At 63.5% G+C, this 21543-nt stretch carries 17 protein-coding genes; 9 read left to right on the forward strand and 8 right to left on the reverse strand.

All coding sequences use genetic code 11. The annotated features are described in order from the left end of the window. Positions 1-25 precede the first annotated feature (25 nt). Complete coding sequence (locus OKW20_RS10845) at positions 26-376, forward strand: DUF488 domain-containing protein (protein ID WP_429172103.1); 351 nt, start codon at positions 26-28, stop codon at positions 374-376. Positions 377-558: 182 nt separating this feature from the next. Then, a complete protein-coding gene (locus OKW20_RS10850; protein WP_429172105.1) occupies positions 559-1422 on the forward strand; it encodes an alpha/beta fold hydrolase in 864 nt (287 codons plus the stop codon). Between the two features lie 57 nt (positions 1423-1479). Here the strand turns inward: OKW20_RS10850 and OKW20_RS10855 are convergent, their stop codons facing one another. The 7 genes from OKW20_RS10855 to OKW20_RS10885 all read right to left on the reverse strand — a co-directional run bounded on the left by OKW20_RS10855 (position 1480) and on the right by OKW20_RS10885 (position 10052). After that, positions 1480-2556: an ABC transporter ATP-binding protein gene (locus OKW20_RS10855; protein WP_043611009.1), complete on the reverse strand. Its 1077-nt coding sequence runs from the start codon at positions 2554-2556 to the stop codon at positions 1480-1482. After that, a complete protein-coding gene (locus tag OKW20_RS10860; RefSeq protein WP_429172107.1) occupies positions 2553-4817 on the reverse strand; it encodes a glycoside hydrolase family 2 protein in 2265 nt (754 codons plus the stop codon). Before OKW20_RS10860 ends, OKW20_RS10855 begins: the two co-directional genes overlap by 4 nt. An 8-nt stretch (positions 4818-4825) precedes the next feature. Beyond that, the gene (locus OKW20_RS10865) at positions 4826-5647 is read right to left on the reverse strand and encodes a carbohydrate ABC transporter permease (RefSeq protein ID WP_043611007.1); all 822 of its coding nucleotides are present in this window, start codon (positions 5645-5647) and stop codon (positions 4826-4828) included. After that, positions 5644-6543 (reverse strand): carbohydrate ABC transporter permease, encoded by a 900-nt coding sequence (locus tag OKW20_RS10870; protein ID WP_429172109.1) that lies wholly within the window; start codon positions 6541-6543, stop codon positions 5644-5646. The genes OKW20_RS10865 and OKW20_RS10870 overlap by 4 nt, the downstream gene beginning before the upstream one ends. A 75-nt stretch (positions 6544-6618) precedes the next feature. Continuing rightward, positions 6619-7887 (reverse strand): ABC transporter substrate-binding protein, encoded by a 1269-nt coding sequence (locus OKW20_RS10875; RefSeq protein WP_043611004.1) that lies wholly within the window; start codon positions 7885-7887, stop codon positions 6619-6621. A gap of 126 nt (positions 7888-8013) precedes the next feature. After that, entirely contained in the window at positions 8014-9030 is a 1017-nt protein-coding gene (locus tag OKW20_RS10880) for a LacI family DNA-binding transcriptional regulator (RefSeq protein ID WP_429172111.1), read from the reverse strand. A 134-nt stretch (positions 9031-9164) separates the two neighbouring features. After that, a complete protein-coding gene (locus OKW20_RS10885; protein ID WP_429172113.1) occupies positions 9165-10052 on the reverse strand; it encodes a LysR family transcriptional regulator in 888 nt (295 codons plus the stop codon). Between the two features lie 91 nt (positions 10053-10143). Between OKW20_RS10885 and OKW20_RS10890 the strand changes: the two genes are divergently transcribed. The 7 genes from OKW20_RS10890 to OKW20_RS10920 all read left to right on the forward strand — a co-directional run bounded on the left by OKW20_RS10890 (position 10144) and on the right by OKW20_RS10920 (position 18261). After that, positions 10144-11046 carry an EamA family transporter gene (locus OKW20_RS10890; protein ID WP_429172115.1) on the forward strand — a complete coding sequence of 301 codons (903 nt, stop codon included), beginning with the start codon at positions 10144-10146 and terminating at the stop codon, positions 11044-11046. A 199-nt stretch (positions 11047-11245) separates the two neighbouring features. Continuing rightward, on the forward strand, positions 11246-12208 hold the full coding sequence (gene ytfQ / locus OKW20_RS10895) for a galactofuranose ABC transporter, galactofuranose-binding protein YtfQ (protein ID WP_043610998.1): 963 nt from the start codon (positions 11246-11248) through the stop codon (positions 12206-12208). A 133-nt stretch (positions 12209-12341) separates the two neighbouring features. After that, on the forward strand, positions 12342-13856 hold the full coding sequence (gene ytfR, locus OKW20_RS10900) for a galactofuranose ABC transporter, ATP-binding protein YtfR (protein ID WP_429172116.1): 1515 nt from the start codon (positions 12342-12344) through the stop codon (positions 13854-13856). Beyond that, positions 13853-14878 (forward strand): ABC transporter permease, encoded by a 1026-nt coding sequence (locus OKW20_RS10905; protein WP_429172118.1) that lies wholly within the window; start codon positions 13853-13855, stop codon positions 14876-14878. The genes ytfR and OKW20_RS10905 overlap by 4 nt, the downstream gene beginning before the upstream one ends. Continuing rightward, a complete protein-coding gene (gene yjfF, locus OKW20_RS10910) occupies positions 14875-15843 on the forward strand; it encodes a galactofuranose ABC transporter, permease protein YjfF (protein ID WP_429172120.1) in 969 nt (322 codons plus the stop codon). The genes OKW20_RS10905 and yjfF overlap by 4 nt, the downstream gene beginning before the upstream one ends. A gap of 11 nt (positions 15844-15854) precedes the next feature. Further along, positions 15855-16583 (forward strand): FadR/GntR family transcriptional regulator, encoded by a 729-nt coding sequence (locus OKW20_RS10915; protein ID WP_429172122.1) that lies wholly within the window; start codon positions 15855-15857, stop codon positions 16581-16583. Between the two features lie 151 nt (positions 16584-16734). Further along, entirely contained in the window at positions 16735-18261 is a 1527-nt protein-coding gene (locus OKW20_RS10920) for an FAD-dependent monooxygenase (RefSeq protein ID WP_429172124.1), read from the forward strand. A 93-nt stretch (positions 18262-18354) separates the two neighbouring features. Here the strand turns inward: OKW20_RS10920 and OKW20_RS10925 are convergent, their stop codons facing one another. Next, entirely contained in the window at positions 18355-21543 is a 3189-nt protein-coding gene (locus OKW20_RS10925; RefSeq protein ID WP_043610987.1) for an efflux RND transporter permease subunit, read from the reverse strand.

Genomic DNA, 21543 nt, shown 5'->3' on the forward strand with positions numbered 1-21543 from the left:
GGGGTAACGCGCATCGAGGGCGATCATGCAGGTTCATACGAAACGGGTTTACGAACCGAAGGCCGATAGCGACGGCACGCGCATTCTCGTCGATCGCCTCTGGCCACGCGGAATGACCAAGGCGGAAGCGGCCGTTGACCTGTGGCTGAAGGAAATCGCCCCGTCGACCGAGCTGCGCCGCTGGTTTCATGGCGACCAGGGGAACTGGGCCGATTTCAGCGAGCGCTATTTGGCCGAACTGGAGGGCAACCAGGCGGCCGTCGACCAGTTGCGCCAGCGGATCACCGCCGGTCCCGTGACCTTGCTCTACAGCGTGAAGGACGAGATCCACAACCACGCGGAGCTTCTCAAGGCCTATGTGCTGCACCGTCGATAGCTGCCCGCCAGGCGGCGATAGACGGCTAATTTAGTGCATCGCGCAACGCCGGCGGGCATCGCGGCGGATAGGAAAACAACGAAAGCGCGAGTTTCTCGATCCGCGGTGTCGGGAAGTGCATCCGCCGTGCGTCTTAATCTCGACGCCGGTGTTGGGCCGGCCACACAACAAGGAGATTGAGAATGTTTCGCACCGCTTTGATTGCAGGCGTCCTGCTGCTCTCCGGCACTGCATTTGCCGTGGCCGAGCCGGTGGGCAATCGCGTCGATGTCAACGGCATGAAGATGTACTACGAGGTCTCGGGCGAGGGCGAGCCGCTCGTCGTTCTGCACGGCGCCTATATGAACATTCCGTCGATGGGGGCGATCATCCCGAAGCTGGCCGAGACCCACAAGGTCTATGCGGTCGAGTTGCAGGGTCATGGCCGCACCACCGATATCGACCGGCCGATCACCTATCCGAACCTCGCCGACGACGTCGCCGCCTTCATGGATGCGGTGAAGCTCGAAAAGGCGGATGTCTTCGGCTACTCGATGGGTGCGGCCGCCGCCCTCCAGCTGGCGATCCGCCACCCGGAAAAGGTGAACAAGCTTGCGGCCGCATCCGTCGCCTATGATGCTGAGGGCTGGCAGCCGGAATTCAAGGCCGTGATCCCGCAGATGACCGTGGAGATGATCGTCGGCCTGCCCTTTGCCGAGGATTATCGCAAGCTCGCAGCCAATCCGGACGGTTTCCCGGAACTGGCCCGCAAGCTCATCCAGCTCGAAAAGGAGCCCATGGCCTGGGAGGCGGACGTCAAGGCGCTGAAGGCACCGGTTCTGATCATTGCCGGCGACGCCGATGTGGCGACGCTCGATCACAACGTTGCGATGTTCCGCCTGCTCGGTGGCGGCGCGATGGGCGACATGGGCAAGCCGCTTTCGGCTTCGCGTCTCGCCATCCTGCCGGCAACGTCGCACACGGCGGTCATCAATCAGACGGACCTGCTCTACGCCTTCATCGAGCCCTTCCTGAAGGGTGAGACGCCGAAGGGCATGTTCCCGTAACAACAACGAACGGCGCCACCTTCCTAGGTGGCGCCGTTCTGCCATGGTGGATATTTTCTAGCGCAGGCGCCTGCCGTCTGCGTCGAACACCAGAGCGGCCGTGGGTTCGAAGCGGGCGGCGATGCTGTCGCCGGACTTCAGGCCGCGGCCGTTTTTCGTTTCGATGATGATCAGTTCGCCGTCGCCGTGCCGGGCATAGGCAAAGGTCTCGCCGCCCAGATGCTCCAACATGTCGATCGTCAGATCGAGGCTCGCCGAGCCACTGTCGCCGAAATGCTCCGGGCGAATGCCGATGGTGACGGTGCTGCCGGGCGTCGCGTCCTTGACCGCAATTGGCAGCGTCGCATTGCCGAAATCCGGCAGGCGGACATGCTTTTCCCCGCCGGCGCCCGTTTCGACGATCCCCTTCAAAAAATTCATCTTCGGCGAACCGATGAAGCCGGCGACGAAGAGATTGGCGGGGTCGTCGTAGAGGTCGAGCGGCGAGCCGACCTGCTCGACCACGCCGCCGCGCATGACGACGATCTTGTCGGCAAGCGTCATCGCCTCGACCTGATCGTGGGTGACGTAGACGATCGTGGTCTGAAGCTTCTTGTGCAGCCTGGCGATTTCGATGCGCATGTGCACCCGCAGTTCCGCATCGAGGTTCGACAACGGCTCGTCGAAGAGGAAGATCTTCGGGTGCCGCACGATCGCCCGGCCGATCGCCACGCGCTGGCGCTGGCCGCCCGAAAGCTGTTTCGGCTTGCGGTCGAGCAGCGGCCCGAGTTCCAGGATGTTCGCGGCTTCGCCGACGCGCTGCGCGATCTCGGCCTTCGGCACGCCGGCAAAACGCAGCGCGAAGCCCATGTTCTCCCGGACCGTCATATGCGGATAGAGCGCATAGGACTGGAACACCATGGCGATGCCGCGTTTCGACGGATCGACATCGTTCATGCGTTCGCCGTCGATCGTGAGATCGCCCGACGTGATCTCCTCGAGCCCGGCAATCATTCTAAGCAGGGTCGACTTGCCGCAGCCGGATGGCCCGACGAAGACGACGAACTCACCGGTCTTGATGTCGAGGTCGACGCCCTTGATGACCTCGAAGGTGCCATAGGACTTTCTGACGTCTTTAAGTTGGAGTTCGCTCATGCAGCCGCCGCCTCGTCCGACACTGCCGAAAGCTCCAGTCTCACGGTGCCGAGCCGTGTCGAAGTCACCACGACTGCGATGCCGCCGGCAGCCCCCGTCGTTTCCAGCCAGAAGCCGGTCGAACCGCCCTGGAAAACCAGGCGCTCAGGCCCGACTAGGCGGGCAGGGCCGGTGACTGTGACATCGACCGCATCGTTGAGGAACGGCAGCACGTTGCCAGCCTGATCGAGCGCGCGCACGATCACCCGCACGCTGTCGCGCCCTTCGGCCCGGAGGGTCGTGCTGTCGGCGACCACCTCGAGCGTCGTCGGCACCGGATCGGCGACCATGCGCAGGTTGGCGACAGGCTCGCCGTCGATGAAACCGGTGAAGGCGGCGTCTTCCCACTTCATGCCCCAGACGCCGAGTTCGTCCTTGGTGAAGTGGCGATGGTCGATGACGACGGGCGGATGGGGCAGATGCGGGAAGTTTTCGCGATCCGGGCCGACGCGCTTGACGAGCGAGCCGTATTTCAGCTCGACTTCGTCGCAATTGGTGAGCACGATCAGCGGCAGAACGCCACCGATGTTGCGCTCGCCGCGTGCCCAGAAGGTGACCGGCTTCATCACCACGCCCTCCGACGGTTCGCTTTGGCTGGCATAGACATAGGCCGCGAATTTCGGCTGGCGGAACATGTCCATGACACCGTGATAGCAGATCCGGTCGCCGGAGCCGAAGTCCTTGTGGGTGTTGTAGTCGAACATGCACCAGCCGACGGCGCCGGAAATGCTCGGGTCGCCATAGGCCGCGTTCAGCACTTCCAGATGCCGGCGCACATGCTCGGCTTGGCGCTGCTCCTGGTCGTAGATCTTCGTCGGAAACATGTGACCGCCGAATTCGGTGATCATATAGGGGACCTTGCGGGTGAGGCCGGTGCATTCCTGCTGCGGCCGCAGCGCCGTGCGTGGGCGGTTCGCGCCCGGCAGCTCCTCGTTGCCGAGGATGAAGTCGTTCATGGTGTAGACGTCTTCGAGGTACTCGCTGTCGGTAATGTAGCGCACGCCGCCGGTCTGCCGCGTCGGGTCGAGTTCGCGCGCCAGCCGGTTGGTCTCGGCGTAGAAATCATGCGAGTCCTGGGATTCGTTGATGCGCACGCCCCAAATGATGATCGACGGATGGTTCCAGTCGCGCTCGATCATGCGGCGGACATTCTCGATCGCTTCCTGCTTCCACGCCTCGCCGCCGATGTGCTGCCAGCCGGGGATTTCCTCGAACACCAGCAGGCCGATGCGGTCGCAATGGTCGAGGAACCATTTTGACTGCGGATAGTGCGAGGTGCGAACGAGATTGCAATGCAGCGTGTTCTTCAGGAGTTCCGCGTCGCGTTCTTGTGCCGTGCGGCCCATGGCGTAGCCGACATAGGGGAAGGCCTGGTGGCGGTTGAGGCCGCGGATCTTGAGTGGTCGGCCGTTGAGCTTGAACCCCTCGGTGGTGAATTCGGCCGTGCGGAAGCCGAAGCGCGACGACAGCCGGTCGCTGCCACGGTCGCTTCGCAGTTGCGCCTCGACTTCATAGAGAACGGGGCTGTCGATCTCCCAGAGCGAAAGCCCCTTCAGCCCCTTGAGCTCAAGCGTGACGCTCTCGCCGCGGCTTTCGCCGGCAACCTCCGCCAGCACTTTGCCGTTCGCGTCCTTGAGCAGCGCGGTAATTGTGCCCGTGAAAGCGAGTCCTTGCGGATTGGCGAGGTCGCAACGGATCGAGACGGACTTGGTTTCGCTCAGCGCATCGCGGGTCTCGATCTTGAGATTGGCGATCGAAACGGTATCGGTGACCTTCAGCCAGACGTCGCGATAGATGCCGGCATAGGTGAGGTAATCGATGCGACCGCCGAAGGGTGGGATCTCAGGATTCTCACTGCCGTCGATCTTGACGGTGATCAGGTTGTCGCCCTCCCGCAGCTTGTCCGTCAGGCGCGCTTCGAATGGCGTGTAACCGTCCTTGTGGGCGATGATCTCTTCGCCGTTGAGGTAGAGGGCGGCGTCGGCCATGGCGGCGTCGAAGACGAGCGAGACTTCGCGGCCGTGAAACTCCCGACGCCAGGCGAGCACCTTCTGGTAGGTGAAGGCGCGGTGATAGGAGGTCTCGTCGAAATAGTTGAACGGCAATTCCACCGCATTGTGCGGCAGGCTGACCGGCTTGCCCACCTGCAGGCGCCCGGCGCTTGCCGCATCGAAGCCTTCGGAGAAAATCCAGGTGTCGTTGAAAGAGGTAACAGAACGCATGATCATTCCTATTTGACTGAGCCCAGCATTCCCTGGACGAATTGGCGTTGCATGAAGAAGAAGACCGCGAGGGTGGGAAGCGTCGCGAGAATGGTGCCGACCATGACGACGCCGTAGTCGGGGTAGTAGGCAGACGCGAGGGAGGAGATGACCAGCGTGATCGTCTTCTGCTCGTTCGACTGCAGCACGATCAGCGGCCAGAGATAGTTGTTCCACGCCGTCATGAAGACGATGATGAAGGCGGCCGCATAGGTCGAGCGCATCACCGGCACGTAGATGAACAGGAAGATCTGCCATTCCTTGAGGCCGTCGACCTTGGCCGCGTCGCGCAGTTCGGACGGGAAGGCCTTGGTGGTCTGGCGGAAATAGAAGACGATGAAGGCCGAGCCGATCGTCGGCAGAACGACGGCAAGGTGGGTGTTGATCAGCCCCGCCTTGCCCATCATGATGAAGAGCGGGATCATCAGCGCGGCAAACGGGATCATCATCGTGATCAGCATGGCGCTGTAGATCCGATCGCGGTGGCGCGAGCGGAACATCTCGAAGCCGTAGCCGGCAAGCGACGAGACGGCGAGCGTCAGCACCGTCGCCAGAATGGCGATCTTGGCCGAATTCCAGAAGACCAGCGGAGCGTTCACCTGGGTGAAGAAGGTCGCGATGTTGGTGGCAAGCGCGCTGCCCGGCATCATCCTGCCCTTGATGATGTCGATCGACGAATTGGTTGCGCCGAGAAGCATCCAGACGAAGGGAAAGATCGAGAGAAAGGCCATCAGCCCGACGAAGCCGTAGGTGACGATGGTGCCGGCGATACGTGTGGTTCCGTTGCTCATCGGTCGCGCTCCCGTGCCGCGAAGAACTGGAGGCAGGCGAGCAGGGCGACGAGCACGACGATCACATAGGAGACCGTCGCCGCGTAGCCGAAATTCGGCATGAAGCGGAAGGTCAGGTTGTAGATGTAGAGCGAGAGCGTCAGCGTCGCGTTCGACGGGCCACCCTTGCCTTCGGTCAGGTTATAGACCTCGTCGAAGAGCTGGATCGTGCCGATCGTCGAAATGATCGTCGTGAACAGGATGACGGGTTTCAACAGCGGGATGGTGATGTGGGTGAAGCGTGCCCAGGCGGGCACGCCATCGATCCGGGCGACCTCATAGATCGACTTGTCGATGTTCTGCATCGCCGCGAGGTAGAAGATCATGTTGTAGCCGGTCCAGCGCCAGGTGATCGCGATGATGACGAGGGTTTTGGCCCAGAAGGGATGTGTCAGCCACGGGATTGGCGAGGCGATGAGGCCGATCGCCTCGAGCGTGGAATTGACGATGCCGTCGAGCGCGAACATGCCCTTGAACAGCACCGAATAGGCAACGAGCGAGGTGACGCAGGGCAGGAAGATGGCGGTGCGGAAGAAGCCGCGGCCAACGAGTTTGGGGTTGTTGAGCAGTGACGCCAGGATCAGCGCCAGAAGGATCATGATCGGCACCTGCACGACGAAATAGGTCAGCGTGTTGGTGAGTGCCTTGATGAAGACCGGATCATTCCAGAGGCGGACGATGTTCGAAAAGCCGGCGAATTTCAGCATCATGCCGCGGCCGGACTGGAATGACATCCAGAGCGACCAGAGGATCGGGTAGATCATGAAAAGCGCGATCAGCCCGAGCGCCGGCGCGACGAACAGCCAGCCATTGACGTTGTAGTATCGGCCGATGCCGCCGCGGCGTGCGAGAGCCATCATCATCCTCATGGGTAAAAGGAGCCGTCGGCCGTGGCTTTTGCCACGGCCGGATGCGGTCAGTCACGGGAGCGATTACTGGATCTGGGCGCTGACTTCGGCGTCGATTGCCTTCAGCACCTCGTCAACCGGCGTGCCCTGGTTCAGGGCCGGCAGCTGCGCGGTGACGGCGGTGTCCGCCTCGTTCGTGAAGACGCCGTAGTTGACCGAGGGCACTTTCGCGAGCCAGTCGGAGAAATTCTGCCAGACCTTTTCGCCGCCGAAGAAGGCATCGGCCTCGCCATAGGCGGCCCCGCTACGGGCAGCGAGCAGCGAGCCGACAGCGCCGCGATCGGTCAGGATCGTCTGGTAGAAATCGACGTCCTTGGCGTAGACCTCGTTCAGGAAGTCGATCGCTTCGGCCTTTTCGGCCGAGCCTTCAAGCACGTACCAACTCGAGCCGCCGAGGTTGGAGGCATGCGTTGCGCCGTCGATCGAAAGCGCCGGGATCGGCGCTACGCCCCACTTGCCGGACTGGTCCGGCTGCGCCTTGACGGTGCCGGTGATCCACACGCCGGTGATGACGGTGGCGACATCGCCCGAGGTGAAGGTGCCGACCCAATCGGACCAGCCGGCGGCCGGCTTGTAGATGTTGGCGGCCATGATCTTGTTGATCGTTTCCAGCGACGCCTTCAGGGCCGCGTTGCCGGTGATGTTGGCCTTGCCTTCCTTGTCGAAATACCATTGCCCGGCCGATTGCATGATGATGCGCACGAGGCCCGCGTCGGTCGGGTCGAGACCCATCATCTTCTTGCCGGTCTTGGCCTCGACCTGCTTTCCGATCTCGATGAAGCGATCCCAGGTGATGCCTTGCATGTCCTCCGGCTTGAAGCCGGCCTGTTCCAAATAGTCCTTGCGATAGTAGAGCCCGGTGACGCCGGAATCGAACGGCATGCCGTAGACCTGGCCATCCAGTGTCATCAGCTCGACCTTGTAGGGAGCGAAGCCGGAATAATCGACGGTGCCGGAGAGCGGCGCGAAGGCGCCGGGGAAGGACTGCAGATATTTCTGCGCGCCGTAGTCTTCGATCAGAACGATGTCAGGCAGGGCGTCCGCAGTGCCGGACGAAAGGCCGGTCTGCAGCTTCTGCTCGACGTCGGCCTTGGCGAAATCGACGATGTTGAAGGTCACGTCCGGGTGCGTCTTGGTGTAGCGCGCGCCGGCCTCCTTCATGATCGCGACGTTGAAGTTCGGATCCCAGCACCAGATGGTGATTTCCTTGGCCTCGGCGGCCGTGACGGCCAAGAGGCTGGCGCCTGCAAGCGCGATGGCGGCAAAGCGCGGCAGATAGGTACGCATGTCCATAGTTTCTCCTCCCTCGAAATTCGTTCCCCGAGACGTTCCTCCTGGTCTCGTCGCGGAGTATTTCGCAAAATTCTGGAGAAGGCAATATTTCAGTAAATTTTTACCACGCGTTTTTTACCGACCGTTTTACGCGCCGGCGGCAGCCGTGCTGCCGCGCCATACCATCTCGGTTCCGAGGATCACCTTCTTCGCGACGTCGCGTCCGGTCAGCCGCTCGACCAGAAGGTCGACGGCCGTCTCGCCGATCACTTCGGCCGGGATCTTCACCGTCGAAAGCGGTGGCCCGAGAAACTGGGCGACAGGAATGTCGTTGAAACTCGCCACAGCGACATCGTCGGGAATCCGCAGGCCCATCTCGTGAATGGCGCGGTAGGCGCCGATCGCCATGTTGTCGTTGCAGGTGACAAGGATCTTGGGCGGATTGGGCTTCGAAAGCATCGCCTTGGCGAGAGTATAGCCGCTGTCGGGCGTCAGCTTTTCGACCATACAGAGTTCGGGGTCGTAAAGGCCGGCCTTCGTCATCCATTGAATGAAGGCACGGCAGCGGCGTTCCGAATGGATGTCGTCCTTGTCTCTGAAAGCGTCGATCCAGCCGAGAAAGCCGATGCGGCGGTATCCCATGCCGTAAACGCCGTCGAGCAGGCGGTTCATCGCGATCGAGACGTCGCTCATCACACTGTCGTCGACATCATCGTCGGGGGCGAAATCCGCAAAGACCAGATGGCGGCTATGCCGCCGCAGCCAATGCACCTCTTCGCCGTAGTGGTGGCCGACGGCGACGACGCCGTTCGCCCCCTGCAGGATCGCCGCCTCCGGCAGGTTGCCGTTGTGGAAGACCTTGACCACCTCGATCTTCAGCGCCTGACAGCGGTTCTCGATGCCGAGCCGGACGCCGACATAATAGGGATCGATCAGTTCCTGGGCGGGCTGAAGGAAATGCACCAGCGCGAATTTCAGGCCCTGCATCGGCCCGGCACCGCGGCCGCGGTTGCGCGGTGTCGCATAGTTCAGCGCCTCGGCCGTTTCGATGATCGCCTGTCGCTTCTTGGTCGAGATCGAAAGGGTCGGATCGTAGTTCAGCACCCGAGAGACCGTCGCCGAGGAGACCCCGACAGCCGAAGCGATTTCCTTGATTGTGACCATATCCAATGTCCTGCCCGCCGCCGCGGCCTTCCTTTCGGGCGCGGCGCAATTTTTATTTAGTAAAATTTTGCCTCGGCTTTTTCAATCTCTGGGCGTCTTATTTCGTTCATGGAAAGGGGCGCGGCCGCGCGCGGTCACGCGGCGCGGCCGGTTGCCAGGGCCTGCGCCTGCAGTTCGTCGGAAAGAAACGCCCAAAGTGCCGCGACCGGGCGGGACGCCAGGCCCTGATCGTCGGCGGCGAAAAGCCCAAGCTCGATCACCGGGGCGGGCGGCAGGCCCTCTTCGGCGCCGAGAACCCGCATCGTGTTGGGGCGGATGTTGAGATCCAGGAGAACGGCGATGCCAAGCCCCGCCTCGATCATCGATTGGATGGAGGACAGACTGGCGCTTGTCAGCACCGTGCGCCAGGGACGATCCCCGCCTTTCAGCGCTTCGATCATCTTCTGCCGCCAAGTGCAGACCCCGTCGAAGGTGATGAGCGGCAGCGGCCCTTCCGGCGGCACCTCGAAACCGCGTGCGGCAACCCACCGGAGTGGCAGTCGCCAGGTAAGGATCGGCTCTCCGCGGATCAGCGCGGGGTCGCCGATCGCGACATCGAGCTCGCCCTGCGACAGCTTTTCCGACAACACGGTGCTTTCGGTCACCGTCAGTTCGAGCGCCACGTTCGGATGGCATTCGGCGAAGCGCTGCAGCGCCCTCGGCAGTGAGCCCACCGCAATGTCCTCGATCATGCCGAAGCGGATGGGTCCCTGGAGCGCCTGTCCGGCAAGCGCGCGCCGGGCGCCGGCGCTCAGGCCCAGCATCTTCTGCGCATAGGGCAGCAGCACATGTCCGGCTTCGGTCAGGTCCATGCCCCTTGCATTGCGGTTCAGGAGCTTGGCGCCGAGATCGTCCTCCAGTCTGCGCAACTGCATACTGACGGCCGCTTGCGTTCTTGCCAGCCGCTGCGCCGCACCGCTGACGCTGCCGCATTCGGCCGTCACGACGAAGGCGCGCAACAGGGCGATATCCAGATCATGCATATAACGATCCCTTATGAAGGCATCACAATTATTAGCGTTCCTTATTGTGCCGGGATTGCTATGTCTGTTCAAGCCCAAGAGGAGAACGGACATGGCGGAAACGGAGACGACAGCGGATAGCGCGTGGAGCGAACCGGGTGCGGCGGCTGACGCCAACGGGCGCGTCACGATCGCCATCGTCTTTTGTCTGCTCTCGATGTCGAGCGTGCAGTTTGGCGCCGCACTCTCCAAACCGGCCATGGAAAGCGTCGGCGCCTTCGGCGCGACCTGGCTGCGGCTCTCCTGGGCGGCCGCCTTCCTGCTTGTTCTCGTCCGCCCGCCTTTTTTCCGCTACACCCGAGCGCAGTGGATTTCCGGGCTTTCGCTCGGCGCGACGATGGCGGTGATGACGCTCTGTTTCTTCGCGGCGATCGCGCGCATCCCGCTCGGCCTTGCGGTGGCGATCGAGTTTCTCGGTCCCCTGACCGTTGCGGCCGTTTTCGGCGGTCGTGGCTGGCGCCTGCTCTGCCCACTAATCGCTGCCGCCGGCGTGCTCTGCCTCTCCTGGGACGGTTCCTCCTGGGTTGCGGATACGCGCGGGCTTCTGTTCGCCTTCGGTGCGGCTATCGGCTGGGGCGGCTATATCATCCTGATGAAGCAGGCCGGCCAACGCTTCAAGGGATTGGAGGGGCTTGCCGTTTCGCTGCTCTTTGCCGCGTTGTTTGCGACGCCGTTCGGCCTGTCTCAGGTACAAGCCGGCTTCTCCTTCGACATGCTTTTGATGACGGCCGGGCTTGCCATCCTGGTGCCGCTGCTGCCCTACGCGCTCGAATTCATGGCGCTGCGGCGCATGCAGCCGTCGGCCTTCGGTATCCTGATGAGCCTCGAGCCGGCGATCGGTGCCGGTGCCGGCTTCCTCGTGCTCGGGCAGGCGCTCTCCCTCAACCAAATCTTCGGCGTGGTCCTCGTCATGCTCGCGAGCGCCACCGGGACCTTGCTGGCTGCGAAAGCCTAGCGCGCAGCAGCCAGTCGGCCTTCTGAAAATCCCGGCTGGGTGCCGGCGCCTCAGCAGGCCCCGCGCCCCTTCACGCTGACCTCTCGTAAAAATTCGACCGGGTGGCGTGCCACAGGCGAAATGTGCCCGTTTACAAAAGTAATATTATATGATTTTTTCTCATAGGCTGCGTGGAGGCAGCTTTCTTTGGGAGGAAATCATGAAAATCGCCAAGGCACTTGCGAGTGCAACGATCCTTGCTGCCTGCACGTTCGGCAGCGCTTCGGCCGCGGACCTCGTTGTCGGCTTTTCGCAGATCGGCTCGGAGTCCGGCTGGCGCGCCGCCGAGACGACGCTGACCAAGCAGCAGGCCGAGCAGCGCGGCATCGATCTCAAATTTGCTGACGCACAGCAGAAGCAGGAAAACCAGATCAAGGCGATCCGCTCCTTCATCGCGCAAGGGGTGAACGCCATCCTCGTCGCCCCGGTCGTCGCCACCGGTTGGGACGAAGTGCTGCAGGAAGCCAAGGACGCGGAAATCCCGGTCATCCTGCTCGATCGCACGGTCGATTCGTCGAAGGATCTCTACCTGACGGCGGTCACGTCCGACCTCGTGCATGAGGGCAATGTGGCCGGCAAGTGGCTGGTCGATGCGACCGCGGGCAAGCCCTGCAACGTCGTCGAGCTTCAGGGTACGACCGGTTCGTCGCCGGCGATCGACCGCAAGAAGGGCTTCGAACAAGCGCTTTCCGGCCACGACAACCTGAAGATCGTCCGCAGCCAGACAGGCGACTTCACCCGCACCAAGGGCAAGGAAGTCATGGAGAGCTTCCTCAAGGCCGAGGACGGCGGCAAGAACATCTGCGCGCTCTACGCCCACAACGACGACATGGCCGTCGGTGCCATCCAGGCGATCAAGGAAGCCGGCCTGAAGCCTGGCAAGGATATCCTTGTCGTGTCGATCGATGCCGTTCCGGATATCTTCCAGGCGATGGCCGCCGGCGAAGCCAATGCCACGGTCGAGCTGACGCCGAACATGGCCGGTCCCGCCTTCGACGCGCTTGCCGCCTTCCAGAAGGATGGCACGGCGCCGCCGAAATGGATCCAGACGGAATCGAAGCTCTACACGCAAGCCGACGAGCCGCTGAAGGTCTACGAGGAAAAGAAGGGCCTCGGCTACTGACGTCGGCCGTGGCCCGCGCTGCTTCTCGCGCGGGCCACGCTCTTGTCCGAATTTCCGGCCGAAGAGCGCAGCTTGCCGCAGCCAGGCGCTGCGCTCTTCGCCGGCAGATACCAGCATCGCGGAGACGGTATCGATGCAGACCAGTGACCACATTCTCCAGGCGATCCGGATCGAAAAGACCTTTCCGGGGACCAGAGCTCTCGACAAGGTCGATTTTTACCTCAGGCGCGGTGAGGTTCATGCGCTGCTTGGCGAAAACGGTGCCGGCAAGTCCACCCTGATCAAATGCCTGACCGGCGCCTACCGACGCGACGGCGGCGCCATTCTGCTCGATGATACCGAGGTCGATCCGCGCGACACCTTCGAGGCCCAGGCACTCGGCATCGGCACGGTTTATCAGGAGGTCAACCTGCTGCCGAACCTGACGGTTGCGGAGAACCTCTTCCTCGGGCGCCAGCCCCGCCGTTTCGGCATGGTCGACACCCGTGCCATGAACCGGCGCGCGCGAGATCTGCTTGCCGATTACGAACTCGACATCGACGTTACTCGCGATCTCGCCAGCTATTCGGTCGCCATCCAGCAGGTCGTCGCGATTGCCCGGGCCGTCGATCTCTCCGGCAAGGTGCTGATCCTCGATGAGCCGACGGCGAGCCTCGATGCGCATGAGGTGGCGATGCTGTTTCGCATTGTCAGGCGCCTCAAGGCGCGCGGCCTCGGCATCGTCTTCGTCACCCATTTTCTCGAACAGGTCTATGAGATTTCCGACCGGATCACCGTGCTCCGGAACGGGCAGCTTGTCGGAACGCGCGAAACCGCCGGCCTCGATCGCCGCGAACTGATCGCGATGATGATCGGCCGCGAATTGGCGGCGGAAATCCATGCGCCGCGCGCGGAGGCCCAGCAAGGGCCGTTGCGCTATCGCTTTCGCAACTATGGCTGCAAGGGTCGTGTCCGTCCCTTCGATCTCGACGTTCGCGCCGGCGAAGTGGTCGGCATGGCCGGCCTGCTCGGCTCCGGACGGACGGAGACCGCGGAGCTCCTCTTCGGCGCCTATCGCGCCGATAGCGGCGAGGCCGAAATCGACGGTCGTGCGGTCGACCTTTCGTCGCCGCGCGCCGCCATCCGCCACCGTTTCGGTTTCTGCCCGGAGGATCGCAAGACTTCAGGCATCATCGGCGATCTCTCGGTGCGCGAAAACATCGTGCTCGCCCTGCAGGCCCGTCGCGGCTGGACCCGACCGATCTCGCGAGCCGAGCAGAACCGTCTGGCGGATCACTATATTCGCGCGCTCGATATCCGCACGGCCGATCGGGAGAAGCCGATCAAGCTCTTATCCGGCGGCAACCAGCAGAAGGCGATCCTCGCGCGCTGGCTCGCGACCGAACCGGAATTCCTGATCCTCGATGAGCCGACGCGCGGCATCGATGTCGGCGCCCATGCGGAAATCGTCAAGCTGATCGAGGCGCTGCGCGAAAAGGGCTTGTCCTTGATCGTCGTCTCCTCGGAGATCGAGGAATTGGTCGCCTACAGCACGAGGGTCATCGTGCTTCGGGATCGCGCCCATGTCGCCGAACTCGACGGCAGCCGCATCACTGCCGATGAGATCGTCGAGGCGATCGCCGCAACCAATGAAAGGAGGACGTCGTGACGTCGTTCCTCAGGCTCTATTTCAACCGGTTGCTGCCGCAACTGATCGCGCTTGCCGTTATCGTCGTGGCAGTATCGCTGGTGTTTCCCGGCTTCCTCAACCTGCAGATCCAGAACGGCCGTCTCTATGGCAGCCTCATCGATATCCTCAACCGCGGCGCGCCCGTGGTGCTCCTGGCGATCGGCATGACCGTCGTCATCGCCACCAAGGGCATCGATCTCTCCGTCGGCGCTGTCATGGCGATCTGTGGGGCAACCGCGGCCGCGGCGATCACCTCGGGGCATTCGCTTCCCGCAACGCTATTGATCACGCTGGCGGTCGGCATTCTCTGCGGTCTCTGGAACGGGGTGCTGGTGGCGGTACTCGACATCCAGCCGATCATCGCGACGCTGGTCCTGATGGTTGCCGGACGCGGCATCGCCCAGCTCATCACCGAGGGTGCGATCCTAACCTTCAACGATCCTGGCCTGATCTTCATCGGCAGCGGTTCCTTTGCCGGCCTGCCGATGCCGGTGGTGATCTGGCTGGTTTTCGGAATATTGATCGCGGTGCTCGTCCGGCGCACCGCACTCGGCATGCTGATCGAGGCGATCGGCGTCAATCGTCAGGCGAGCACCCTGTCCGGCGTGCTGACGCCGGTGCTCCTGATCGCCGCCTATGTCCTTTCCGGGCTCTGCGCCGCCATCGCCGGCATCATCGCCGCCGCGGATATCCGCGGTGCGGATGCCAACAATGCCGGCCTGTGGCTGGAGCTCGACGCCATTCTCGCGGTCGTGGTCGGCGGCACGTCGCTGCTTGGCGGCCGCTTCAGCATCGCCGCATCTGTGCTCGGCGCCATTATCATCCAGGCGATCAACACCGGCATTCTTCTCTCCGGCTTCCCGCCGGAGTTCAACCTGATCATCAAGGCTGCGATCATCGTCTTCATCCTGGTGCTTCAGTCGCCGCGGTTTCGCACCGCCTTTGCCTTCCTCGTGCCGGCGCGCGGTGCGAGAAACCCGAGCGAGCGAGCCGCAAAATGAAGCCGAAATATCTTCCGCTCACCGCGACGCTTGTGATCTTCTTGCTCGGCTACGCGCTCTGCGTGGCGCAGTATCCGAACATCCTGTCGACGCGTGTCATCGGCAACCTTTTGACCGACAATGCCTTTCTCGGCATCGCCGCCGTCGGCATGACCTTCGTCATCATCTCCGGCGGCATCGATCTTTCGATCGGCTCGGTCATCGCCTTTACCGGCGTGTTTCTCGCCGTGGTGCTGGAACACACGAGTATCCACCCGCTCTTGGCCTTCGCAATGGTCCTGGCGATCGCGACGCTCTTTGGCGCGGCGATGGGGGCGATCATCCACTATCTGGAGATGCCGCCCTTCATCGTCACGCTTGCCGGCATGTTTCTCGCGCGCGGCATGGCCTTCGTGCTGTCGATCGATAGCATTCCGATCAAGCATCCTTTCTACGCGACCTTGAAGGGGCTCTATTTCAAGCTGCCGGGTGGCGGCCGTATCACGCTGATCGGCGGGCTGATGCTGCTCGTCTTTGCGATCGGTATTCTGATCGCACACCGCACACGCTTCGGCACCAATGTCTATGCGCTCGGCGGCGGCACAGCGACGGCGCGGCTGATGGGCGTGCCGGTCGCAGCGACGACAATCCGCATCTATGCCCTTTCGGGCCTGCTGGCGGGATTGTCCGGCATCGTCTTTTCGCTCTACACCTCGGCCGGCTATTCCCTTGCCGCCGTCGGCGTCGAGCTGGACGCCATCACCGCCGTCGTTATCGGCGGCACCCTTCTGACCGGAGGCTCAGGCTTCGTTGCCGGCACGCTGGTGGGCATCCTCATTCAAGGGCTGATCCAGACCTACATCACCTTCGACGGGTCGCTGTCGAGCTGGTGGACGAAGATCCTGATCGGGCTTCTGCTCTTTGCTTTCATCCTGCTTCAGAAGGGCATCATCTTCGTTTCGCGCCAGCGCCAGCAGCGGGCGTGAGGCAGAGGGCGATGTGGCCGTCCTTCCATCAGCCGCGCAAGCGCACGAGCCACCGGCTCGTGGTCGAGGAGCTCGGCCAGGCGGTGGTCGCAGGAGAATTCGCAGTCGGAGACATCCTGCCGGGCGATGTCGAGCTGGCGGCGCGTTTCAACGTTTCGCGCACGGTCCTGCGCGAGGCGATGAAGACGCTCGCCGCCAAGGGGCTGATCGTCGCCCGGGCCCGCATCGGCACGCGCGTCATGCCGCAGGCAAACTGGAACCTGTTTGATGGCGACGTGCTCTCCTGGCATTTTCGGGCGGGCGTCGACGAGGCGTTTCTTCGCCATGTGAGTGAAGTCCGCCTGGCGCTCGAACCCTACGCAGCCGCACTGGCGGCACGCCGCGCCACGGATGCCGACATTTCCCAGATGATGCGCTTGGCCGTCGCCATGGGCGATGCCGGCCATAGCGCGCAGACGCTGGCGCGCGCAGATCTCGAATTCCATCTCCGCCTGCTCGACGCCTCGCTCAATCCGTTCATGCAGACGGTCGGCAGCCTGATCGAGGCGGCGCTGATGGGCGTCTTTCAGCTGAGCAACGCGGCCGCCGACGGCGCCGAGATCGACCGCGTCGCCGTCGTGCATATCCGCATCGTCGAGCAGATCCGCCTGCGCAACGAGGAAGGTGCGCGCCTTGCGATGGAGCAGGTGATCCGTGTCGGCCAGCAGCAGTTGATCGCCAATTTGAGGGCGCGCAGCTGATCCAAGGCTGCGTCCGTCGGGCAAGGCTCCAGGCGGGTCCCTCGGCACTGCTTGGCATCTGCCGTCACCTGCGCGTAGGCTGCTGTTACTGGCGGAGAAACCCAGTTCCCGATGCGACCGGGCCGCCGGCAGTGCGAGCGGGGAGGAGAGGGTGAAACAGGATGTGCTAATCGTCGGCGCAGGACCGACCGGCCTGGTGCTGGCTCTCTGGCTGACCGCCCAGGGCGTGAAGGTCCGCATCATCGACAAGAACGTTGGTCCCGGCCCGACGTCGCGGGCGATGGTGGTGCATGCGCGAACGATCGAGCTTTATCGGCAACTCGATCTGGCCGATACCGTGGTCGAAGCGGGACACCGCAACCCCTCGGTCAACCTCTGGGCGAAGGGCAGGATCAAGGCGCGGATATCCTTCAGCCCGACGGGCGGGAATTTGACCCCCTATCCCTTCGTTCTTGTCTATCCGCAGGACCATCACGAGCGGCTGCTCGAGGCCCGGCTGGAGGCCTTGGGCGTGAAAGTCGAGCGACAGACCGAGCTTGTCGACTTCGAGCATGATGCCGCCGGGGTGAGCGCGCGGCTGCGCTTGCCCGATGGCGGCTCGGAAGTCTGCACGGCGCAGTATCTGGCCGGTTGCGACGGCGCGCGCTCGCCGGTCCGGCACAGGCTGGAGGTCGATTTTGCAGGCGGCACCTACGACCAGACATTTTACGTCGCCGACGTTGACGTCAGCGGCGCGACGGCGAATGGTGAAGCCCATATTTCGCTCGAGACCGGCGATTTCGTCGCCTTGCTCGCCTATGCCGAGGGGCGGGGCCGCCTCATCGGTCTCGTGCGGGAGACGCGGGAAGATGGAGACGAACTCACCTTCGCCGATGTGAGCCATCGCGCCATCGAGAGCCTTCGCCTCACCGTCGACAAGGTCAACTGGTTCTCCACCTACCGCGTGCACCACCGCGTCGCCGATCGCTTCAGACGCGGGCGTGTGTTCCTGCTGGGGGATGCGGCGCATGTGCACAGTCCGGTCGGTGGCCAGGGCATGAACACCGGCATCGGCGATGCGGTCAATCTGGCCTGGAAGCTTGCAGCGGTGCTGAAAGGGCATGCGCCCGACAGCCTGCTCGACAGTTTTGACGCCGAGCGGATCAAGTTTGCCCGGCAGCTCGTCGAAACCACCGACCGGCTCTTCACCTTCGTGACGGCGGACGGCAGCGTTGCGGATTTCCTGCGCGTTCAGGTCGCCCCCGCTTTGGCGGGCATCGCTTACCGCGTCGGCGGTGTCAGGGAGTTCCTGTTCCGCATCCTGTCGCAGACGCAGCTCAACTATCGCGGCAGCCCCTTAAGCCGCACCGCGCACGGTCGGGTGCAAGGCGGTGATCGGTTGCCCTGGGTACGCGTCAATGGCCTCGACAACTATGCTTCGTTGGCAGCCATCGCGTGGCAGGTGCATGTCTACGGCGAAGCAGGCGGCGACATCCGGACATGGTGTGCGGCAAAGCACGTGCCGCTTCACGTCTTCCCTTGGGGGCCGCAACAGGCGGGCGCGGGCTTGGCGCGGGATGCAGCCTATCTGGTGCGCCCGGACACCTACGTGGCGCTGGTGACGGAGGGAGCACGGCCGGAAGCCCTCGAAGCCTACTTCGCCGAGCAAGGCATCCGCCTGTCGGCAACCTCTGTTTAACGCCTCCCGAAAAGGCGTCGCCGTCCGGCACTGTCTCGATGAAGCTCGCGGGACCGGCGAGGCCCGTCCCCCAGCCTTTGGGCCAGGCCGGCCTTAGTGACCGGCCGGCGTCTCGGCCTTGCCTTCCGCCGCTTCACCTTCGACCGCCGGATGCCTGGAAATGCCCACGAGCTTGTGGCCGCGCTCGCGCAGCCACTGGAAGGCGACGTAGAGCGCCGGGATGACGAAGATGCCGACGACCGCGGCGGCGAGCATGCCGCCGGCGACGCCGGTGCCGACCGCACGCCGGCTGAGTTCTCCTGCGCCCTTGGCAATCACCAGCGGAACCAGGCCGAGGATGAAGGCGAAGCTCGTCATCATGACGGCGCGGAAACGGGCGCGAGCACCTTCGATTGCCGCGTCGATGATGCTGGCCCCGGCCTCCCGGTGTGCCTTGGCGAACTCGACGATCAGGATCGCGTTCTTGGAGGCAAGCGCGATCAGCACGACGAGGCCGATCTGGGCGTAGATGTCGAAGGAGAGGCCGGCGACGAGCACCGACAGCAGTGCGCCCGAGACGCCGAAGGCGACCGACAAGAGCACCGGTACAGGGATCGTCCAGCTTTCATAGAGTGCCACCAGGAAGAGATAGGCAAAGAGCACGGCCATCGCCAGGATCGCCGTCGTCTTGCCGGCGGCCTCAAGTTCCTGCAATGCCGTTCCGGTCCATTCGTAGCTGTAGCCGGGCGGGAGCGTCGAGGCCGACAGTGCCTCCATCGCCGCGAGCGCCTCGCCGGACGAATGCCCGGCAGAAGGTTGGCCGTTCAGCGTGATCGAGCGATAGTTGTTGTAGCGCACGATCGACTGCGGGCCGACGATGTAGTCGACCTTGGCGACCGAGGCGACCGGCACCATGTCGCCGTTGACGTTGCGTACGTGCAGGCGCTGGATGTCGTCCACCGCGTCGCGGTCGGCCTGTGCCGCCTGCAGCGTCACCTTCCAGGTGCGGCCGAACAGGTTGAAGTCGTTGACGTAGTAACTACCGAGCGTGCCCTGCAGCGTGGTGAAGAGGTCGCTCACCGAGACGCCGAGCGACTGCAGCCGGTCGCGATCGATGTCGAGGTAGAGTTGCGGCGAGCTTGCCGAGTAGGTGGTGAAGGTCGGCCCCAGCGCCGGGTTCTGGTTGGCGGCGATGATCAGTCCGCCAGCCGTGGCTGCAAGGTCTGCGACCGAGCGGCCCTGCAGGTCGAGCAACTGGTACTCGAAGCCCGAGCCTGTACCGAGACCCATGATCGGCGGCAGGTTGAAGGCGAAGATCTGCGCGCCGCGGATCGCCTGGGCCTTGCCCATGGTCGTGCGGATCGCCGCTTCGACGCCTGCAGACGGGCTCAGACGTTCTGCGAAAGGCTTCATCGTGACGATCGCGAAGGCCGAGTTCGACTTGGAAAGGCCGTCAAGGAAGGAATAGCCGGTGACGGTGATGACGTTGGCAACGCCTTCGATGCCGCCAAGCATCGTCTCGACCTGTTTCACCACCTCATCGGTCCGGTTGTAGGACGCACCTTCCGGCAGGCGGATTTCGGTGAAGAACGCACCCTGGTCTTCCGCCGGCAGGAATCCGGTCGGAACGACCTTGAAGAGCAGGCCGGTGGCGACGAAGGCGGCGGCGAGGAGAACAAGGCCGATGATCGCGCGTCGAGCGATGTGGCCGGCGACGAAAGCATATCCGTCGCGCCCCTTGTCGATCGTGCGCGAGATATAGCCGAGGATGCCGCGCTTGGGCCCGTGATGCGGCTTCAGAAGCACGCCGCAGAGTGCGGGGCTCAGCGTCAGCGCGTTGATTGCCGAGATCACCATCGACACCGAGACGGCGACGGCGAACTGCTGGAAGAGCTGGCCGCTCAGGCCCGGGATGAAGGCGACCGGTACGAAGACCGAAAGCAGCACCAGCGTAATGGCGACGATGGCGCCGGTGATTTCGCCCATGGCGCGCCGGGCGGCTTCCGCCGCCGACAGGCCCGGATTCTCCTCCATCACCCGCTCGACGTTCTCGACGACCACGATCGCATCGTCGACGACGATGCCGATCGCCAGCACCATGGCGAGCAGCGACACGGTATTGAGCGAGAAGCCCATGGCAAGCAGGACGGCAAAGGTGCCAATGAGCGCGACCGGAACGGCAACGAGCGGGATCAGCGTCGCCCGCCAGTTTCCGAGGAACAGGAAGACGACGAGAATGACGAGGACGAAGGCCTCCAGCAACGTTTCCTCGACGTTGTCGACGCTGGCCTCGACGAATTGCGAGGTGTCGTAGGAGATCGCGTAGGTGACCCCCGGCGGGAAGGATTTCGACAGCCTCTCCATCGCCTGTTGCACGCCTTCGGCGGCGGCCAGCGCATTGGCGCCCGGCGCCTGGTAGGTGCCGATCATGGCGACCGGCTTGCCGTTGAAGCGGGCGCTGGAGTCCGAGCTGGATGCGCCGAGGTCGACCCGCGCGACGTCGCGGATGCGCACATAGGAGCCGTCCGGCCTTGCGCGCAGCACCACATCCTCGAACTGCTTGGGATCGGTAAGACGGCCCTGCGTCTGCAGGTTCAGCTGGAACAGCGGGTCGTCGGTCATCGGCTGGGCGCCGATGCGGCCGATGGCGGCCTGGACGTTCTGGGCCTTCAGCGCGTTGATCACGTCGGTCGGCGTCAGGTCGAGGCTCGTCATCCGGTCGATGTCGAGCACGACGCGCATCGCATAGTCCTGGGCGCCGAAAAGCTGGGCGTCGCCGACGCCGGGCACGCGCTTGACCGTGTCGAGCACGTTGATGGTCGCGTAGTTCGACAGAAACAGGTTGTCGAAATTCTGTTTCTCGTCAGCACCATAGATGGTGATCACCTGCATCAGCGCAGACGACTTCTTGCGCACGCTGACGCCGCTCTGCTTGACCTCGGACGGCAATCCGGCTTCGGCAAGCGATACGCGGTTCTGCACGTTGACGGTGGCGATATCGGGATCGGTGCCGACAGCGAAGGTGACGGTCAGCGTGTAGGAGCCGTCAGCGCCGCTGGTCGACTTCATGTAGAGCATGTCATCGACGCCGACGACTTTGCTCTCGATCGGCTGGGCGACGGTGGTCTCGACCACGTCGGCGCCGGCGCCGGGATAACTTGCCGTGACGCTGACCTGCGGCGGCACGATGTCGGGAAACTGGGCGACCGGCAGGCGGGTGAGCGCAAGCAAACCTGCCAGCGTCAGCACGATGGAGATGACCGTGGCGAAGCGCGGGCGATCGATGAAGATCTCTGAAATCAT

The organism is Ensifer sp. LBL, assembly GCF_050435225.1.
Classification (GTDB): Bacteria; Pseudomonadota; Alphaproteobacteria; order Rhizobiales; family Rhizobiaceae; genus Ensifer.

Excerpts from the sequence above, each read along its gene's own strand:
- OKW20_RS10855 (WP_043611009.1), bottom strand. The coding sequence starts at position 2,556 with ATGAGCGAACTCCAACTTAAAGACGTCAGAAAGTCCTATGGCACCTTC.
- OKW20_RS10885 (WP_429172113.1), bottom strand. The coding sequence starts at position 10,052 with ATGCATGATCTGGATATCGCCCTGTTGCGCGCCTTCGTCGTGACGGCC.
- OKW20_RS10880 (WP_429172111.1), bottom strand. The coding sequence starts at position 9,030 with ATGGTCACAATCAAGGAAATCGCTTCGGCTGTCGGGGTCTCCTCGGCG.
- OKW20_RS10870 (WP_429172109.1), bottom strand. The coding sequence starts at position 6,543 with ATGGCTCTCGCACGCCGCGGCGGCATCGGCCGATACTACAACGTCAAT.
- OKW20_RS10845 (WP_429172103.1), top strand. The coding sequence starts at position 26 with ATGCAGGTTCATACGAAACGGGTTTACGAACCGAAGGCCGATAGCGAC.
- OKW20_RS10860 (WP_429172107.1), bottom strand. The coding sequence starts at position 4,817 with ATGCGTTCTGTTACCTCTTTCAACGACACCTGGATTTTCTCCGAAGGC.
- ytfR (WP_429172116.1), top strand. The coding sequence starts at position 12,342 with ATGCAGACCAGTGACCACATTCTCCAGGCGATCCGGATCGAAAAGACC.
- ytfQ (WP_043610998.1), top strand. The coding sequence starts at position 11,246 with ATGAAAATCGCCAAGGCACTTGCGAGTGCAACGATCCTTGCTGCCTGC.
- yjfF (WP_429172120.1), top strand. The coding sequence starts at position 14,875 with ATGAAGCCGAAATATCTTCCGCTCACCGCGACGCTTGTGATCTTCTTG.
- OKW20_RS10925 (WP_043610987.1), bottom strand. The coding sequence starts at position 21,543 with ATGATTTCAGAGATCTTCATCGATCGCCCGCGCTTCGCCACGGTCATC.
- OKW20_RS10850 (WP_429172105.1), top strand. The coding sequence starts at position 559 with ATGTTTCGCACCGCTTTGATTGCAGGCGTCCTGCTGCTCTCCGGCACT.
- OKW20_RS10915 (WP_429172122.1), top strand. The coding sequence starts at position 15,855 with ATGTGGCCGTCCTTCCATCAGCCGCGCAAGCGCACGAGCCACCGGCTC.
- OKW20_RS10875 (WP_043611004.1), bottom strand. The coding sequence starts at position 7,887 with ATGGACATGCGTACCTATCTGCCGCGCTTTGCCGCCATCGCGCTTGCA.
- OKW20_RS10865 (WP_043611007.1), bottom strand. The coding sequence starts at position 5,647 with ATGAGCAACGGAACCACACGTATCGCCGGCACCATCGTCACCTACGGC.
- OKW20_RS10890 (WP_429172115.1), top strand. The coding sequence starts at position 10,144 with ATGGCGGAAACGGAGACGACAGCGGATAGCGCGTGGAGCGAACCGGGT.